Annotated in this window: 17 protein-coding genes and 1 tRNA gene; 8 read left to right on the top strand and 10 right to left on the bottom strand. The window is 61.7% G+C overall.

All coding sequences use genetic code 11. The annotated features are described in order from the left end of the window. Position 1 precedes the first annotated feature (1 nt). The 3 genes from clpX to tig all read right to left on the bottom strand — a co-directional run bounded on the left by clpX (position 2) and on the right by tig (position 3,610). A complete protein-coding gene (gene clpX, locus H281_RS0104620) occupies positions 2–1,273 on the bottom strand; it encodes an ATP-dependent Clp protease ATP-binding subunit ClpX (protein ID WP_020065906.1) in 1,272 nt (423 codons plus the stop codon). Positions 1,274–1,452: 179 nt separating this feature from the next. After that, on the bottom strand, positions 1,453–2,106 hold the full coding sequence (gene clpP / locus H281_RS0104615) for an ATP-dependent Clp endopeptidase proteolytic subunit ClpP (protein ID WP_006048927.1): 654 nt from the start codon (positions 2,104–2,106) through the stop codon (positions 1,453–1,455). Between the two features lie 157 nt (positions 2,107–2,263). Further along, on the bottom strand, positions 2,264–3,610 hold the full coding sequence (gene tig, locus H281_RS0104610) for a trigger factor (RefSeq protein WP_020065905.1): 1,347 nt from the start codon (positions 3,608–3,610) through the stop codon (positions 2,264–2,266). Between the two features lie 443 nt (positions 3,611–4,053). Here tig and H281_RS0104605 point away from each other — a divergent pair, with 443 nt between their 5' ends. Further along, positions 4,054–5,199 (top strand): glycerate kinase, encoded by a 1,146-nt coding sequence (locus tag H281_RS0104605; RefSeq protein WP_020065904.1) that lies wholly within the window; start codon positions 4,054–4,056, stop codon positions 5,197–5,199. Positions 5,200–5,263: 64 nt separating this feature from the next. After that, positions 5,264–5,716 carry a MarR family winged helix-turn-helix transcriptional regulator gene (locus tag H281_RS0104600; RefSeq protein WP_020065903.1) on the top strand — a complete coding sequence of 151 codons (453 nt, stop codon included), beginning with the start codon at positions 5,264–5,266 and terminating at the stop codon, positions 5,714–5,716. Between the two features lie 319 nt (positions 5,717–6,035). Here the strand turns inward: H281_RS0104600 and H281_RS34320 are convergent, their stop codons facing one another. After that, the gene (locus H281_RS34320) at positions 6,036–7,568 is read right to left on the bottom strand and encodes a DUF3999 domain-containing protein (protein ID WP_020065902.1); all 1,533 of its coding nucleotides are present in this window, start codon (positions 7,566–7,568) and stop codon (positions 6,036–6,038) included. Positions 7,569–8,122: 554 nt separating this feature from the next. Then, positions 8,123–8,356: a hypothetical protein gene (locus H281_RS37610; protein WP_020065899.1), complete on the bottom strand. Its 234-nt coding sequence runs from the start codon at positions 8,354–8,356 to the stop codon at positions 8,123–8,125. A 327-nt stretch (positions 8,357–8,683) separates the two neighbouring features. Between H281_RS37610 and H281_RS0104575 the strand changes: the two genes are divergently transcribed. Continuing rightward, a complete protein-coding gene (locus H281_RS0104575; RefSeq protein WP_020065898.1) occupies positions 8,684–8,971 on the top strand; it encodes a hypothetical protein in 288 nt (95 codons plus the stop codon). Positions 8,972–9,049: 78 nt separating this feature from the next. Here H281_RS0104575 and H281_RS0104570 read toward each other — a convergent pair. Then, positions 9,050–9,136: transfer RNA gene (locus H281_RS0104570), tRNA-Leu, on the bottom strand. A 217-nt stretch (positions 9,137–9,353) separates the two neighbouring features. On the opposite strand from H281_RS0104570, the gene H281_RS0104565 reads away from it, so the two are divergent. Next, positions 9,354–10,190, top strand: a complete 837-nt coding sequence (locus H281_RS0104565; RefSeq protein ID WP_020065897.1) for a squalene/phytoene synthase family protein — start codon at positions 9,354–9,356, stop codon at positions 10,188–10,190. A gap of 70 nt (positions 10,191–10,260) precedes the next feature. Here H281_RS0104565 and H281_RS0104560 read toward each other — a convergent pair whose 3' ends face one another. Together H281_RS0104560 and H281_RS37195 are read right to left on the bottom strand one after the other, a co-directional pair. After that, positions 10,261–11,424: a DUF1501 domain-containing protein gene (locus H281_RS0104560; RefSeq protein ID WP_020065896.1), complete on the bottom strand. Its 1,164-nt coding sequence runs from the start codon at positions 11,422–11,424 to the stop codon at positions 10,261–10,263. 454 nt (positions 11,425–11,878) lie between these two features. Further along, positions 11,879–12,205 (bottom strand): hypothetical protein, encoded by a 327-nt coding sequence (locus H281_RS37195; protein WP_027804286.1) that lies wholly within the window; start codon positions 12,203–12,205, stop codon positions 11,879–11,881. A gap of 229 nt (positions 12,206–12,434) precedes the next feature. Here H281_RS37195 and ompR point away from each other — a divergent pair, with 229 nt between their 5' ends. From ompR to H281_RS0104535, 4 genes are all read left to right on the top strand, one after another. Continuing rightward, positions 12,435–13,169, top strand: a complete 735-nt coding sequence (ompR, locus tag H281_RS0104550; RefSeq protein WP_006048917.1) for an osmolarity response regulator transcription factor OmpR — start codon at positions 12,435–12,437, stop codon at positions 13,167–13,169. Positions 13,170–13,216: 47 nt separating this feature from the next. After that, positions 13,217–14,566 carry an ATP-binding protein gene (locus H281_RS0104545; RefSeq protein WP_020065895.1) on the top strand — a complete coding sequence of 450 codons (1,350 nt, stop codon included), beginning with the start codon at positions 13,217–13,219 and terminating at the stop codon, positions 14,564–14,566. Between the two features lie 220 nt (positions 14,567–14,786). After that, positions 14,787–15,335, top strand: coding sequence for a peroxiredoxin (locus H281_RS0104540; protein WP_020065894.1), 549 nt, complete (start codon positions 14,787–14,789; stop codon positions 15,333–15,335). Between the two features lie 74 nt (positions 15,336–15,409). Further along, a complete protein-coding gene (locus H281_RS0104535) occupies positions 15,410–15,928 on the top strand; it encodes a carboxymuconolactone decarboxylase family protein (RefSeq protein ID WP_020065893.1) in 519 nt (172 codons plus the stop codon). A gap of 112 nt (positions 15,929–16,040) precedes the next feature. Here H281_RS0104535 and ispF read toward each other — a convergent pair whose 3' ends face one another. Continuing rightward, complete coding sequence (gene ispF, locus H281_RS0104530; protein ID WP_020065892.1) at positions 16,041–16,520, bottom strand: 2-C-methyl-D-erythritol 2,4-cyclodiphosphate synthase; 480 nt, start codon at positions 16,518–16,520, stop codon at positions 16,041–16,043. 45 nt (positions 16,521–16,565) lie between these two features. Beyond that, complete coding sequence (ispD, locus tag H281_RS0104525) at positions 16,566–17,279, bottom strand: 2-C-methyl-D-erythritol 4-phosphate cytidylyltransferase (protein WP_027804285.1); 714 nt, start codon at positions 17,277–17,279, stop codon at positions 16,566–16,568. Positions 17,280–17,328 lie beyond the last annotated feature (49 nt).

The following is a 17,328-nucleotide window of genomic DNA, read 5'->3' as shown; positions in this document are numbered from 1 at the left end:
ATCAGTTCGAACCCGCGACTTTAGGCGCGTCTTCGTAGATCAGTAAGGGTTTGCCGTCGCCGTCAATCACATTGTCGTCGATGATGACCTTGCTCACGCCTTTCATTTGCGGCAGGTCGTACATCACGTCAAGCAACGCCTGTTCCAGGATGGAGCGCAGCCCGCGCGCACCCGTCTTGCGACGAATCGCCTTACGCGCCACGGCCTGCAGCGCAGCCGGGCGAATTTCGAGCTCGACGCGTTCCATGTTGAACAACTTGTGGTACTGCTTCACGAGCGCGTTCTTCGGTTCTACGAGAATTTTCATCAGCGCGGTTTCGTCGAGCTTGCCGAGCGTGGCCACCACCGGCAGACGGCCGATCAGTTCCGGGATCAGACCGAACTTGATCAGATCTTCCGGTTCCACTTCACGCAGCACTTCGCCGGCGTCGCGGTCCTGCTTGCTCTTCACGCTTGCGCCAAAGCCGATGCCGGTCTTTTCAGTACGATCGACGATGACTTTTTCAAGGCCGTCGAACGCGCCACCGCAGATGAACAGAATGTTCGTGGTGTCGACCTGAATAAAGTCCTGATTCGGATGCTTGCGGCCTCCTTGCGGGGGCACCGACGCCATCGTGCCTTCAACCAGCTTGAGCAGCGCCTGCTGCACGCCCTCGCCCGACACGTCGCGGGTGATGGACGGGTTGTCCGACTTCCGGCTGATCTTGTCGATTTCGTCGATATAGACAATGCCGCGCTGGGCCTTGTCGACTTCGTAGTTGCAGTTCTGCAGCAGTTTCTGAATGATGTTCTCGACATCTTCGCCCACGTAACCCGCCTCAGTCAGCGTAGTTGCGTCTGCAATGACAAAGGGAACGTTCAGAAGCCGCGCGAGCGTTTGCGCGAGCAAGGTCTTGCCCGAACCGGTCGGGCCGATCAGCAGGATGTTGCTCTTGGACAGCTCGATCTCGTCCTTCTTGTCGAGATGCTTCAGGCGCTTGTAGTGGTTGTACACAGCAACCGCGAGAATTTTCTTCGCGCGTTCCTGACCAATCACATACTGGTCAAGGATTTCACGGATTTCCTGCGGACTCGGCAGATCGGACTTGGACAAGCCCGCCTCGATACCCGCGCCTGCTGCTTCATCGCGAATGATTTCGTTGCACAGGTCGATACATTCATCACAGATGAACACCGACGGGCCGGCAATCAGTTTTTTAACTTCATGCTGGCTCTTGCCGCAAAACGAGCAATACAACAGCTTTTCGCTGTTAGAACCTTTCTTGTCCGCCATAGATGTGTGAGCCTCCGGACACTCGATTACATGATACGCCGTTTGCCCCAGCCTCGCAGTTGGGCGCGGCCGGGTTGAGCAATGTGACGGCGTTTGCCGCAGGCGCTCGGACGAGTCTTAATTATTTCACAACCGATCAGACGCGGGATTTGCCCCGATTTAGCGCAAATCCCACCCGATCAAGGACGTTTGTGGGCTACCTGATCGACCAGACCGTAGGCTTGCGCGTCGTCGCCGGACATGAAATTGTCACGGTCGGTGTCGCGTGCAATGCGCTCGACGGGTTGGCCGGTGTGGTGCGCCAGCAGATGATTGAGTCGCTCCTTCAGGTACAGAATTTCGCGCGCCTGAATTTCGATGTCCGACGCCTGACCACGGGCGCCGCCCAGCGGCTGATGGATCATCACGCGCGAATTCGGCAGCGCGAAGCGCTTGCCCTTTGCGCCTGCTGCAAGCAGGAACGCGCCCATGCTCGCCGCCAGTCCCATGCACAGCGTGGAAACGTCCGGCTTGATGAACTGCATCGTATCGTAAATCGCCATGCCGGCCGACACCGAGCCGCCCGGGCTGTTGATATAGAAATAGATGTCCTTGTCGGGATTCTCGCTTTCCAGAAACAGCATTTGCGCGACCACAAGGTTGGCCGTCTGGTCGTTCACCTCGCCCACCAGGAACACAATGCGTTCCTTCAACAGACGCGAGTAGATGTCATACGAGCGCTCGCCCCGGCCGCTCGTTTCCACGACGATCGGCACCAGTCCGAGCGCCTGCGCTTCGAGATCCCGGGACGACTGGGAGGTCAACGTGTCCAGCATTTGGGCGCGAAAGGTCATGCAATGGATCCTTGTCTGGAAATATTCTAAATATTTGATGCTAGACAGGTGTGGTCGACCAGCTCGTATTCAAGTGCACACAAACCGCACAAAAACAGCACAAAAAAACGGCGTGCGGGCCGTCGCTCCGACAGCCGGCACGCCGTTGCAGCGACGCTTACGCTTGCGCCGTTGCGCTTGCCAGTTCTTCGAAGCTCACTTCCTTGTCCGTCACCTTGGCCTTGCTCAGCACGAATTCGACGACGTTCGCTTCAACGACGTACGCTTCCATTTCAGCAAGACGTTGCTGGTTCGAATAATACCAGCGGACGACTTCCTTCGGGTCTTCGTAGCTTTTCGCGAATTCGTCGACTTCTGCGCGGATCTGCTCCGGCTTTGCCTGCAGGTCGTTAGCCTTCACCAGCTCTGCCAGCACGAGACCCAGCTTGACGCGGCGCTCGGCCTGTTCCTTAAACATAGCGGCAGGAATCGGCGCATCTTTAGCGTTCGGCACGCCGCGCTGCTCCAGATCCTGGCGCGCCATTGCGACGAGACGCTCCTGGTCCTGCTCGATCAGTGCGTTCGGCACGTCGAGTTCCGAAATCTTCAGCAGCGCGTCCATGACCTGATTCTTGACGATGGCTTGCGTGCGGCGCTTCGCTTCACGCTCCAGATTGTCTTTGATCTCGGCGCGCATCTTGGTCAGGTCGCCGTCTTCAATGCCGAGCGACTTCGCGAATTCCGCGTCGATTTCCGGCAGGTGCGGCCACTCGATCTTCTTCATGGTGATCGTGAATTGCGCCGTCTTGCCGGCTACGTCCTTGCCGTGATAATCGGCCGGGAACGCCAGATCGAATTCCTTCGTTTCGCCGACCTTCAGGCCCGTAGCTGCCTTTTCGAACTCAGGCAACATGCGGCCTTCGCCCAGCACGAATGCGAAGTCTTCGGCGCTGCCGCCCTGGAATACTTCACCGTCGATCTTGCCGACGAAGTCGACCGACACGCGATCGCCTTCCTTGGCCGCCGTGTCACCGCCGCCGTCGCCATGCTCGCCGGCTTCGCCGCGAGCGTGGAAATGCACGCGCTGCTTGCGCAGGATTTCGAGCGTGCGGTCGATTTCCGCTTCGCTGATGGTCGTCGTGGTGCGCTCGATTTCAGCCGTGGCGACGTCGCCCAGCTTCACTTCCGGATAGACCTCGAAGGTCGCGTCGAAAGCGTAATCGCCTTCGGTAGCGTCGGCCTTCGGCGCGAAGCTCGGCTGGCCTGCGACGCGCAGGTTTTCGGCGCGGCTGATGTCGAAGAATTCCTTGCCGACCTTGTCGCTCAGCACTTCAGCTTCCACCTGGCCCGAATACTGTTGCGTCACCATCTTGAGCGGCACCTTGCCCGGGCGGAAACCCGGCATGCGCACATTCTTCGCGAGTTGACGGATACGCGAATCCACTTCCTTCTGCACGGCGTCCTTCGGCAGGGAAATCGTTACGCGGCGTTCGAGCTTGCCGAGGTTTTCAACAACGTTAGCCATGGCTTCAATCGTCCTAAAATTATTCGAGCGAATTCAGTTATCTTCTCCGTGCCGCATTTGCGCGCCTGCGCCGCGGGCTTGCAGGCCACCGGCAGCACGGTTGAGTCCAAAGAGCCGAATATTTTAGCAAACTATTTGCGCGGCTAACCGGGATTCGACGGTTGCGCCTATTTTTATCGGCATCCAGAGCCGTTTCGGGCGCTTTTTTCAGCGGTTTTGCGCTTCTCTCAAGAAGCTGCCCGCCCGACGAGCACGCACTGCTGCAACACACCTCACGACGCATGACGATGCTGGCTATGCCGTTCGGCATATTCAGTCGAAGCGACCATGCTGCTAAGCTAGCGAACGCGCTTCGGGGCTGCGCTGCATGCGCTGAAGAGCCCGCGTCGCCAGCGGCTTTCCCGCCCGGTACTACCGTACTACTCCAACCATTCAGAGACACCATGCCCAATTCGCCGTCCTCGCCTGTCGTCGTCATTGCCCCGGATTCGTTCAAAGGCTCGCTTGGTGCCGAACAGGTCGCGCAGGCGATCGCGTCGGGCGTGCAGCGCGCGCGCCCGGACGCCGAGGTACGCATCTGTCCGATGGCGGACGGCGGTGAAGGCACGCTCGACGCAATGCTGACGAGCGGCGGCGAGCGCCGCAAGCTGACCGTGCGCGGCGCGGCAGGCCCGGTGCGCGAAGCACTGACAGGCGTCCTCGCCGACGGCAGCGCAATCGTGGAAACGGCGGAGATCGTCGGCATCACGGACTCGGTTGGTATGGGCGCACCGGTTCAGGCGCGCAATACGCGTGGGATGGGCGAAGCAATCAGCGCGCTGCTCGACACAGGAGTGCGGCGGTTTTTCGTCGCACTTGGCGGCAGCAGCACCAATGACGGCGGCGCGGGTCTGCTGGCAGGCCTCGGCCTGAAACTATTCGACGCTCAAGATCGGGAGCTGGAGCCGACGCCTGAGCAACTGGCGCGCGTTGCACGGGTCGACGTTTCACAACTCGACGCGCGGCTTGAGCAGACACAGTTCATCGGCATGTCCGATGTGGACAATCCATTGACCGGTGAGCACGGGGCGACTGCAGTCTTCGGCCCGCAAAAAGGCGTCGCCCCGGAGCAGGTCGCCACGATCGACGCGGCCCTCGCCCGCTTCGCCGATCTGCTGGAAGCAGCGCTCGGGCGCACGGCTCGCGACCTTCCCGGCGCGGGCGCCGCAGGTGGACTCGGCTTTGCGTTGCACATGCTTGGCGCGCAGTTCGAGCCAGGCGCGGAAACGGTCGCGCGGCAGATCGGCCTCGACGCGGCACTGCAAGGTGCGAACTGGTTGATCACCGGCGAAGGACGCTCCGACGTGCAAACGCTGCACGGCAAGGCGCCCTTCATCGCATGCCGTCATGCGCAGTCTGCAGGTGTGCCGGCCACGCTGCTATCAGGCGCCGTGGACTCCGCAGCACTGCCGCGTCTAGCCGAATATTTCAGTGGTTGCTTCTCGCCGGCCCCTGGACCAATCACGCTTGAATTCGCGATTCGCGACGCTGCACGTCTCCTGGCGGATGAGGCCGAACAACTGACGCGTTTGAAGTACGGCGCGCGTTGACCCGGCGGCATGGTTGCGGCAACAATCACAGCGCCACAACCGCGTCACTCATCACGGGAAGACCATGAAGGACTCCGCCAAAGCCGGCTTGGAACAGCTCCTCACATATCGTCTGCATGTACTCAACAAGCTCGCGGAGCGTGGTATCAGCGAGCGTTACCAGGACAAGCTCGGCGTGACGCTGCCGGAGGCTCGCGTAATCGCGTCGGTGGGATCGTTTGGACCGTTCTCGATCATGGAACTGGCGAGGCATGCCAATCTCGACAAGAGTCAGGCAAGTCGCGCCGCCGAGGCTTTGATCAGACAGGGGATCGTCAAACGCGAAGCGAGTGTGGAAGACGGCCGCGTCGTGCTCGTGTCGCTCACGCCCGAGGGCCGCGCGTTGTATCGCAGGGTCATGCCGATCGCGCGCAAGTGGAACGGCGATCTGTTCAACTGCCTTGACGAGAAACAGAAGCTCGCTCTTGGGGAAGCGCTCGATAAAGTCATCGAAACGATGACTGCGCCTGACACGTGAGCCACGAATAAAAAGCGGCTGCCAGCACTGCGCGATTTGCGCCGCGCAGACGTATCGCACGCGGCGGCTTTAAACCCCGTTACCCCGCGCGCATGGAATGAGCCGTGAGTCGTTTGCACACACTGCGCTATTCAAAGCGACGCATGAGTTGCCTACGCTCCGCGCTTCGAACTGACCAATGAGTTGCACGCACTCCTGGGGTAACGAACCATGTCTTCGACACGCTCGTGTTTGCCAACCACACCATGAGTGCGTGGACGTCCCGCCCTTCCAGCCCAGCCGTGACCCGCGCGTCGCAGACTATAGGGAAGCGTGCGATTCAGGCGCCGCCATCACGTTGATGCTCGCCTTGCGTCGTGCCCGTCACACCGCCGGTCATTGAATTGGCCGCGTTCTGAGCAGGAGCGCTGGCCGCTTGTGCAGTGTCCGTCGAAGCGGCTGGTGTACTCGCGAAACCACTCGCCGCAGCTCCCGGCACGGCCGCCGCGGCATCACCCGCCGGCATCCTGGACGATACGCTGCGAGCAAGGCGCCAGGCTATGGCCGCAAGTGCTCCGACGGCAAGAACCAGAGCGGCCCACAGCATGTAGCGGCGGTGTGCATCGGCACTCGCCGACGACGGCGCATTCGCATTCTGCTCGAGCACCAGAGGTTCGCCGACGCGCGCCGTGGCCACCGCCGACGAAGCTCCATTCAGCAGCTCGTCGCGCCCAACGGCCGTCGATACGGCCGCGGCATTGCCCACACCGAGCGTAAAAGGCGCCGCGCCATGCGCGGCAAAAGTCAGCGTCGCGGGACGCCAACCCGCTGCGATGCTCAACGCTCCGGTTCCGAGCCCGCCGTTGCGCGTATCGACGACCACCCGCCAGTGACGGTCCGTGTCGGGCGCGAGTTGCAGCGAAGGACTGTTCTGTTCGACATCGCCGTTATGCAAACGGAAGAGCGTCGCACTCGACACCTCGTGCCACGCCGCGCCGAGTGCGCTGCGTGAATAGACCACGGCAGGCGCCACCGTATTCGGCTGCGGCAAATGGAGCCGCAAACGGTCGATGGGATACGGTCCGCCAGTCGAGAAAAAATATTCGCCGGCCTTGGGTCCCGCCTGCGCCACGATGTTCTCGCGCCATTCGCGCTGCTTGTCCGCGAGTTGCGCGCCACCCGAGCCGGTCGCCTGCACTTCGACATTCATCGATTCGAGATACGGCGCGCCGTCGAGCCAATGCAAGCGCAGATAACGCGCGCGCGCACCGCTCAGCTCTACGCGGTCCTGGCTCAGCGTGCTGCCGTTGTAGCTGACCTTGAGCAATTGCGCGTCGCCGGCGGGCTGCCAGTTCCGTAAGTCGTCGCTCGATTCGACCGACACCCGCCCCTGATAGTTATCGTTACGAAGACGAATCACCAGCGCGCTCACGCGGCCCTCGCGCGAGGCCTCTCCCGCGTCGATCAGATCCGTGTCGTGCTGGGCGCGACCCGGCGGCGCTGCGGTGGCGTGCAGCGAACCGTCGGCCGCGATCGTCACACCGAGCGGCGCACCGGTGTGGCCCGCCGGCACCGGGCGCAGCGGAAACCATCGCGCCGGGCGCAAAGTCGGCGGCGTGCGTGCCGGCTCGCGCGGTCCTTCGAGCGAATACGGCACGGGCTCGCCCTCGCCGTTGAATACGCGCACGTCGCCGAGATCGTTGCGCTGACTGGCGCTATAGACGGCGGCCGGCAGCGTGACGCTGTAGTAGGCGGCGCCCTCTTCGAGCTGCAGCGCAAAGTGCCGCGCGAAATCTTCAGCGCAGGCGGGCGCCGCGGCCCACGCGGATCCGATCGCGACACACCAGGCCGTCACCTTCAGAAAATGCTTCATTATTCAGTTTCCCCGACCACTCGCGTGGGCAGCAACGACGAGAAGTAGCCGATCAGCAGCAACGTCACGCCGACGCCGACGCCGATAAACGATACGAACACGATACGATCCGCCCGACACCGGTCACGTGCGACAGGTCGAACAGGAACAGTTTGACGACGGTTGCGGCGAGCAATGCGCCGCCAATGAAACAGACGACACGGCTTGTGCGCCGGTGGTCCAAGTCATCGCCGCAAGTTCGCATTGCGCCCAGAATACCGAAACAGACGCCCGCACGAGTATCGACTGCGACATGTCGACTAACTCGTATAGCACCACCGTCAAATGATGCAGCGTGCGCAGCGGCGTCGCGTTCAAGCAGCCAAGCCGGTTTGCCCGGGTCAACACTTGCAAAGCAACCGATAGTCGCAAGGCGGCACGCCGGGACGACGAATCCGTACGAGCCACAGCGCGGCCAGCGCGAAGACGACGGCCTGCACAACATTCGAGCGAGCATCGAGCAACGGCGAACTCGCCCACGACCCGCCGTCCTGCGTCAGATTTGCGTAAAACGTTCAAAGCAACGGCACGAGCACTAGCGGCGTAGAAACAATCGCACGCAACTGCAGGATGCTGTCACGCCTCGTGAGCCGCAAACCCGCGAAGACGAACGCGCTCCGGCCGACCAGAAACACCTGCTGCGACGCAATCGACGCGAACACCGCGGCATTATCGTACGCCGCGTCGAAATGATGACGCAATGTACGCAGCAGCAAGGCATTGAACCATAGGAACAATGTCGCGAACACCGGGCAGTCGAAACACGAGGATTCCACTGCGCGCCCAGTACGAGTAAGCGGCGCAACGATATTGCAGAGGCCACGAATGCGAGTACACGTTGCGTCCGACGTTTGCCCCTTTCAGCGGCCATCATCGGATTCAAAAGCTCAGATAAATCGACGTAGTTACCCGGCAATCAAAGCCGGCAGCAACGCCTATCGAGCGACGCGGTCTTCGCCGCAATGTACCAATCGTGTCAAAATTCGGGATCTGACGCCGCGCCGGTTATAGACGCATTCGCTCAACGACCCGCGCAGCGTGCAAGTCGATCGTTCAATCTAATCAGGAAAGTTTTAGTGGATCTCAACAAACAGATCGCGGCGCTCACCGCGTCGGAACTCCAGACGGCCGGCGCGAGCCAGGCGACGGCAATCGCAGTCAGTGTGCTGCTGCGTCATCTGCGCTCGCCGGAACTGGCGAAGCTGTTGTCGTCGGCATTTGAAAACCATCAGGCGGTCATGCTGCAAACGCCTTGGCCCGATCAGATGTTGCAGGCGTTCGAATCGACTCGACGCTTTCTCGAAGGCGCCGCGCAAGCCGACCTGCCCGGCACCCAGGCGCCGCCGGAAACGCCGGTCGCCTGAGCGCACGCGAACAAGCGGCCTGAAAACGAAAAACCCCGCCAGTCCAACGACTTGACGGGGTTTTGCGCTACAGAAAAGTGGTGCGAGGGAGGGGACTCGAACCCCTACACCCTTGCGGGCGTCAGGACCTAAACCTGGTGCGTCTACCAATTTCGCCACCCTCGCAGCCGGACAAGCGTTGTGCGTCTTGCCCGATGTCCTGCATGCTTTGCGCGGCACCCAAAGGTGCACGCCCAAAAGCGTAAGCGCGAGATTCTAACGCATTGATTCGCGCTTGTCTGCAACTGCCGCGCATCTGTCCTTACGCCGCCGATGCTACAATTTTCGGCTTCGTGCACGCTTGCCGTGCCCTCTTCGCCCGCCCTTCCCCACATTCCAATCCGTGAATTTCGACGAATATTGCCAGCAAAAAGCGGCGCCGCCAGGATCGAGCACTTACTACGCGCTTCGGCAAGCTCCCGCAGCCAGTCAGCCGCGCTTGAGCGCCCTGTTCGCACTGCGCCGCGAGTTCGAGGAAACGGTCAAGGAAGTCAGCGATCCGGCCATTGGCCGCACCAAGCTTGCCTGGTGGCAGAACGAACTGGCCGCGCTTGCTGCGGGCACGCCCACGCACCCTGTTTCGAAGGCGCTCGCGGCCTCGCTGCCCGACGTGAAGACCGAATACCCGGCGCTGCAGGCGCTGCTGAGCGGCTTTGAGATGGATCTCGACCAGGCGCGCTATCTTGACTATCCCAATTTGCGGCGCTATGTGCAGGCGGTCGGCGGGACCTTTGCCTCGTTAGTGGCGCGCAGCGCGAGGACCAAGGCTTCTGCCGACGGTTCACAAGCGCCGGATTGGTCCACGCCGTTAGGCGAAGCGCTGCTGCTCGCACAGTTCGTGGTCGAAACGGGCAACGATGCGCGTCACGGCCGCATCTACATCCCTATTGACGAAATGCAGCGCTTCAATGTGACAGCCGCGGACCTGATCAATCGAAAATATAGCGACGCATTCACCGGGCTCATGCGCTTTCAGACGAAGCGCGCTCGCGATGCCGTGCGAACGGCGCTCGTCGCCGTCCCGGCCAACGAGCGCCGTTCGCAGCGCACGTTGCTCGCGCAAGGCGCGCTCGCGTCCGCGCTGCTCGATGAGATCGAGCGCGACGGCTACCACGTGTTGCATCAACGGATCGCGCTGACGCCGATCCGCAAGCTGTGGATCGCCTGGCGCGCAAAGTAAGCGCCGCCGCCGCGCGCCATGCACGCGGCGCGTCGTCCTGCGTCCGGTTCGGCGCGCAGCGCGTCAGCCGTCAAACGCGCAGCAAAGGCAACGGCGCAAACTGCTGCCGCAGAATCGCCGCGGCATCGAGCCCCCACCATTTCGCAAGCACGGTGGCGTAGAGCCGGCGGAAGTCGACGGCGACCGGCAAGTTGCCATGGCCATCGAGCCGTCCAAGCTCCGGCGGTGCACCGTGCAAGCCCCCGAGCACACGTCCGCCCATCATGAAATGCGGCGCCGACGTGCCGTGATCGGTACCGTTGCTGTCATTTTCTCGTGGATGCCGCCCGAACTCGCTATAAGTCATGACAAGCGTGTCGTTCCAACGGCCCAGTTCGATCAGCGCCGATCTCATCGCTGTCAGGCCTTCGGCAAGCTGCTTCAACAACGTGCGGTGTCTGTACGGCTGGTTGCGATGCGTGTCGAAGCCGTTTAGCGTCAGGCGAATCGCCGCGACGCCGCCGCGTTTGCCCGCTGCCGCGCGCGGCATGTCGTCGGCTTGGAGCATGCGCATTGCAATTTCAATCGACGCGCCGAACGCGCTGCAAGGAAAACCCGTCGTCAGCTGCGGCGCGCGTGGCATTGGCTTCGGCCTCGCGCCATCGTATGTCATGGCTTTTGCGGTGCCGGGAACTTGGACTGGAGTTAGAAGAGCCCGCGTACGAGCGCCGTTCGCGAGCGGTCCCATTTCAGCATTGCCGATGACCACGCCGTCTGCAGCGAAACCCGCGGGCAACGGGGCGCTTCTGAATGCGCGAGTGAGCCAGCCGTCGCGCAGGTATTCATCGGCGTGGGAAGCGGTGTCCCATATCTCCACCGAGCGGAAATGCGAGAGATTGGGCTGCGCGTAGCCGACGCCCTGGACAACCGCCAGTTGCCGGCTGTGCCAAAGCGGCATTAACGGTTCCAGTGACGGATGCAAGGCCGTGCGGCCGTCCAGTTGGATAACCTGCTCGCGCTTGATGCCGATCTTCTTGCGAAGCCGGTAGTACGCAGGATCCGCAAATGGGATGACGGTGTTCAGGCCGTCGTTGCCGCCCTTCAACTCGACGAGGATCAGCAGGTTGCCGTATCCGGGACGCAGCGCGGGCAGCTCACTTGCGCTATACGCGGCGGGCTGCGCGCGAACCGCACGAGGCAGCCACAGAGTCGCGCTGGCGGCGGCGCTCATCGAGAGAAAGCTGCGTCGTTTCATGTCGTACTCGCGTCGGTGACTTCTTGCGTTGCGGGCTCGGTTTTTCAGGCGATAAGCTGGGCCGGCCTGCAATGCGAAACTATGCGCTTTGCGGTCGAGATCTATGCGTGTACGAAGCCTACGCCCGTTGCTGCCGTGACGCATCTTGCGTGATCGGGCCACGCATTCACGTGCCGTTGCTGCTTCCCGCATGCGGAGTGCAATGAGCACGATCACTGACAGGAATGAACGACGGCTGCCTGCACCTGCTAGTCACATAACGTGTGAACGCAGCGGGCAAAACGCGAAGTGCCGGATAGAAACCGGGATACAAACGAGAAGCGCGCGGAAAGCGCAGAACGAAAGCGCAAAAGAATCAGGACAGCGGCAACGACAACGACAAAGCTCACATAAAGCGGCACATGAGGCAACGCGAGATCGAGAACAACCCGCGCCCACAACCCAAGCCAAGCGTTTACCGTTTGTAAAGCTCGCGTACAGCGTCTTCGATATGCTGTCTCAACAAACGACGTTCGTCTGGCGTCATATGTCCGTCACGCCGACGTTGATCGAGATCGGGGGGAACTGCGGTACGCAACATGGCGTCTGATGCAGGGCGCTCGACGATGGAACTGTGACGGCTTGCCTTTGAGTTACCTGCCCTGGACGCGCGCTCGCTCGCAGCTCTGTCGGCCGAAGGCTGGGCGTGGGCGAGCGTCGGTCCCAATGTGCCTGCGAGTGAACCGGCAACCGCCAGTGCAATCACGCTCAGGCGCACATTCGGCCAGACCCCTCCCTTCATGTTGTTCCCTTCGTGGCGCGGCAACCGGCTACCTCAAATGCGTATGACAAACCCGGTAACGAGCCGGGCGCGTGGGTTTTAGTCGAGTGAAGTATCCACCGAACAGCCGCATTCAGTAAAGGAGTCTAACTGCCACCGCTTTACGCCGTGCCACAGTGCGGGTAAATTTTGTAACTGACTGTAACTCGATAAATGATGCGAACGCGCACCACTTTCTAATCGCGCTAAGATGCCGACCATGGAAACTAAAAACCCTTCGAAAATCCTCGTCGTCGACGACGATCCGCGACTGCGCGATCTGCTGCGCCGTTACCTCGGCGAGCAAGGCTTCAATGTGTACGTAGCCGAGAACGCGCCATCCATGAACAAGCTCTGGGTGCGTGAGCGGTTCGATCTGCTGGTGCTCGACCTCATGCTGCCGGGCGAGGACGGCCTTTCCATCTGCCGGCGCCTGCGCGGCAGCAACGACCGTACGCCGATCATCATGTTGACGGCCAAGGGCGAAGACGTCGACCGTATCGTCGGCCTTGAAATGGGTGCGGACGACTATCTGCCGAAGCCGTTCAATCCGCGTGAACTCGTCGCGCGAATCCACGCGGTGTTGCGCCGTCAGTCGCCGTCCGAACTGCCGGGCGCGCCGTCGGAAACTACCGAAGTCTTCGAGTTCGGCGAGTTCGCGCTGAATCTCGCCACCCGCACGCTCACCAAGGCCGGCCAGGAAATCCCGCTGACCACGGGCGAGTTCTCCGTGCTCAAGGTGTTCGCGCGTCATCCGCGCCAGCCGCTGTCGCGGGAAAAGCTGATGGAACTGGCTCGCGGCCGCGAGTATGAAGTGTTCGACCGCAGCCTCGACGTGCAGATTTCCCGTCTGCGCAAGCTGATTGAACCCGACCCGGGCAGCCCGCGCTTCATCCAGACCGTTTGGGGTCTGGGTTACGTGTTCATTCCCGACGGCGCAGCCTGAGTTTGTTCACGCCTCCTGCTTTTGTTTTCAGATAAGAAGAAGGGCCCATGCGGATCGACCGGCGCCTCCTGACGCTCGCGTTCGGCGGCCTTTTCTGGCGGACCTTTCTGTTGATCGCGCTGTTGATCGCAGTGAGTCTCGCCGCGTGGTTCCAGAGCTTCCGGGTGATCGAACGCGAGCCGCGCGCGCAGCGCGTGGCGTTGCAGCTCGTCGCGATCGTGAAGCTCACGCGCACCGCACTCCTCTATTCCGATCCCGATCTGCGGCGCGCGTTGCTGCAAGATCTGGAAAGCAATGAAGGGGTGCGCGTGTACCCGCGCGAAACAACCGACAAGTACAAGCTCCAGCCCGACGAGTCGCTGAACCGGCTGATCGAACACGACATTCGCGGCCGGCTCGGCGACGACACGGTGATCGCGCAAAGCGTCAACGACATTCCCGGCGTCTGGATCAGCTTCAAGATCGACGACGACGATTACTGGGTCGCGCTCGACCGCGATCAGCTCGACAACGCGACCGGCCTGCAATGGGCCGGCTGGGGCGTGTTCGCGCTGGCGCTGTCGCTCTTCGGCGCAGCCTTCATTACGAGTCTCGTGAATCGACCGTTCGCCCGTCTCGCGATGGCCGCGCGCAAGGTCGGCTCCGGGCAATCGCCTGAACCGCTGCCCGAGCGCGGCATGGGCGTGGCCGCTGAAACCAATCGCAGTTTTAACCAGATGGTTCAGGACCTCGAACAGCTCGAAGCCGACCGCGCGCTGATGCTCGCCGGCATCTCGCACGACCTGCGCACGCCGCTCGCGCGGCTGCGGCTCGAAACGGAAATGAGTCCGTCGGACCAAAGCACGAAAGACGCAATGGTCGACGACATCGAGCAGATGGACATGATCATCGGCCGCTTTCTCGACTATGCGCGCCCCGTGCAACGCGTGCCGGAACCCGTCGATCTGTCCGTGATCGCGAGCGAACTCGCGGCGCGCATGCAAAGCGAGGACAGCATGCGGCTGATTACGCGGCTCGCGCCGTCGGCGGTGATCGAAGCCGACGAAACGGATATGCGGCGCGTCGTCGGCAATCTGCTGGAAAACGCGCGCAAGTACGGTTTGAGCGATGGCGACGGCATCCCGCACGTGATCCTGGAAACGCGTGTGTCGCATTCACGCGTGGAACTGTCGGTGGTGGACGAAGGCCCTGGCATTCCGGAAGATCAACTGGCGCTCGTCACACGTCCCTTCTATCGCGTGAATTCGGCGCGCACTCAGGCGAACGGCACGGGTCTCGGCATGGCGATCGTGCAGCGGCTCGTCGGCCGTTATCGGGGCGCGCTGCGGTTGCGTAATCGCACGCCTGGCCCGGGTCTGGAAGTCACCATCGAGTTTCCCCTCGCCAAGGGCGCCTAAGAGAATTGCGGCCGGCGCCAGAGTCACAGCGCACGTCGGCCACGCACGACCCACGCACTCTCAATGCCCGCTCCGTTGAATAATAACTATCCGGGTCGTTAGAAAAAAACTATTGAGGCGATAGTTCAATAGAGCTATAGTGAAAAGCCTGTCACGCGCTCGTGATGACGCGCTGGTAGCCTCAGCATGCTTTTTTTCCAACACACGAAGGAGCACTCGCATGAAAACCGTTGGCGACAAACTCGAAGCGTTCACCGTCACCGCTGCCAAGCCTGGCTTCAACAATCACGAGGAAAACGGCGCCTCGGCGTTCGAAGAAATCACGGAGCAGTCGTTCCCGGGCAAGTGGAAAATCATCTACTTCTACCCGAAGGATTTCACGTTCGTGTGCCCCACGGAAATCGTCGAGTTCGGCAAGCTGGCGAAAGACTTCGAAGAGCGCGACGCCGTGCTGCTAGGCGGCAGCGTCGACAATGAATTCGTGAAGCTCGCGTGGCGCCGCGAGCATAAGGACCTGAGCAAGCTGAACCATTATTCGTTCGGCGACGTGAAGGGCGAGTTGATCGACCAGCTCGGCGTGCGCGACAAGGAAGCGGGCGTGGCGCTGCGCGCAACGTTCATCGTCGATCCGGACAACACGATCCAGCACGTGTCGGTCAACAACCTGAACGTCGGCCGCAATCCCGAAGAAGTGCTGCGTATTCTCGACGGCTTGCAGACTGACGAACTCTGTCCGTGCAACCGCGCAGTCGGCGGCGCAACGCTGTAAGCCGTGCCGGCCCGAGCCCGCCACGCTTGAAAAAGCCGCGGGCTTTTTTATCGACAACCCGATAGGAGATGACAATGGAATTCTTGTCTTCCATTAAGGCGCTCATACCCGACTACGCGAAAGACATCCGCCTGAACCTGGACGGCACGATTGCGCGTTCGTCGCTCGAAGGCAACGACGCGGTCGGCGTCGCGCTGGCCGCCGCTTTCGCCGCCAAGAGCAACGTAATCGTCAACGCAATTCGCAACGCGGGTGTGCTGTCTCCTGAAGAGACGAACGGCGCGCTGACGGCCGCCGCGTTGATGGGCATGAACAACGTCTGGTATCCGTATGTCGAGATGGCGGAGAACGCGGATCTGAAATCGCAACCGGCGCAGTTACGCATGAACGCCTATGCGTCGCACGGCGGCGTGGACAAGCGGCGCTTCGAGATGTATGCGCTGGCCGCTTCGATCATCGGCAAGTGTCACTTCTGCGTGAAGTCGCACTTCGACACGTTGATCGCCGAAGGCATGAGCGCGACGCAGTTACGCGACGTGGGTCGCATCGCGGCAGTGGTCAATGCGGCTGCGCAGTGCATTGCCGCTGAATAAGCTAGCGGCTTGCGGGTTTGCCTCGCCTTGACCGGGGCAGCGACACAGCGGCGCAGCGGCGCGCTTAGCCGCCGCGCGCCCGCCGGCTGATGCGTCAATGCCAACGGGTGCATCAACCCTTGATCAGCAACACCACGGCTTGTGCTTCTATGCCCTCGCCTCGCCCGAGATAGCCAAGCTTCTCATTGGTCTTGGCTTTGACATTGACCTTGTCCGCCGGCAGGCCGAGGTCGGCGGCAATGTTCGCGCGCATGCCTTCGATATGCGGTGCGAGCTTGGGCGCCTGCGCCACCACGCTGCTGTCCACGTTCGCAATCGCGAAGCCCGCTGCCTTCACGCGAGCCACGCATTCGCGCAGCAAAACGCGGCTGTCGGCGCCGGCGAACTTCGCATCCGTATCGGAGAAGTGACGGCCGATATCGCCCATCGCGGCGGCGCCGAACAGAGCGTCGGTGATCGCGTGCAACAGCACGTCGGCATCCGAATGGCCGAGCAAGCCGCGCTCGTACGGAATCGTCACGCCGCCAATAATCAACGGACGCCCCGGCACCAGCGCATGCACGTCATACCCTTGCCCAATTCTGAAATCCATCTGCGTCAAGTCCTCAAGTCCGTTCACTAAAAATGAAATCACTCATCACGATGCCGAAGTGCGCAGCAAAATAGCCTCGGCGAGATCGAAGTCTTCTGGATACGTCACCTTGAAGTTTCGCAAGCTGCCTTGCACCAGCTTCGGCGCATGCCCGGCCCATTCGATTGCGCTCGCTTCGTCGGTCAGATCGTGGCCGTCGGCCTGCGCGCGCAAGATCGCTTCGCGCAACATGCCGATGCGGAACATCTGCGGCGTTTGCGCCTGCCACAGGCCGTCGCGCGATTCGGTGCGGGCAATGCGTCCGTCCGCCGATGCCTTGTCGATGCGCTTTAACGTGTCCGCAACCGGCAACGCCATGATGCCGCCTACCGGATCGTCCCTGAGCACGCCCGTCAGCGTGCGGATCAGGTGAGGCGTGATGCCCGGCCGCGCCGCGTCGTGCACGAGCACCCAGTCGTCGTCGCGCGCGTTGAATTCGGTGAGCGCATGCAGGCCGTTGAGCACCGACGCCTGGCGCGACGCCCCGCCGCACCGGCGCACGGCAAAACGCAAGCCGCCGAAGCGGCGCGCGTCGAAGTGCTGGTCGTCAGGCGCGATCACGACGAGCGTTTGTGCGAACTCACTGCAGGCGTCGAACGCGGCGAGCGAATAATGCAACATGTCGCGGCCGGCCACAGTGCGATATTGTTTGGGCATCGCGGCGCCGGAACGGCTGCCGGTGCCTGCGCACGGAATCAGGGCAAATAGACGGGAAGTCACGAGTGCGGATGCCGCGAGGTCAAAGTAAAGGACGGATTTTATAATAGGT

The sequence above is a fragment of the Paraburkholderia caledonica genome (assembly GCF_000383275.1).
Lineage (GTDB): Bacteria > Pseudomonadota > Gammaproteobacteria > Burkholderiales > Burkholderiaceae > Paraburkholderia > Paraburkholderia caledonica.
This window is presented reverse-complemented; position numbering and strand designations above follow the sequence as displayed.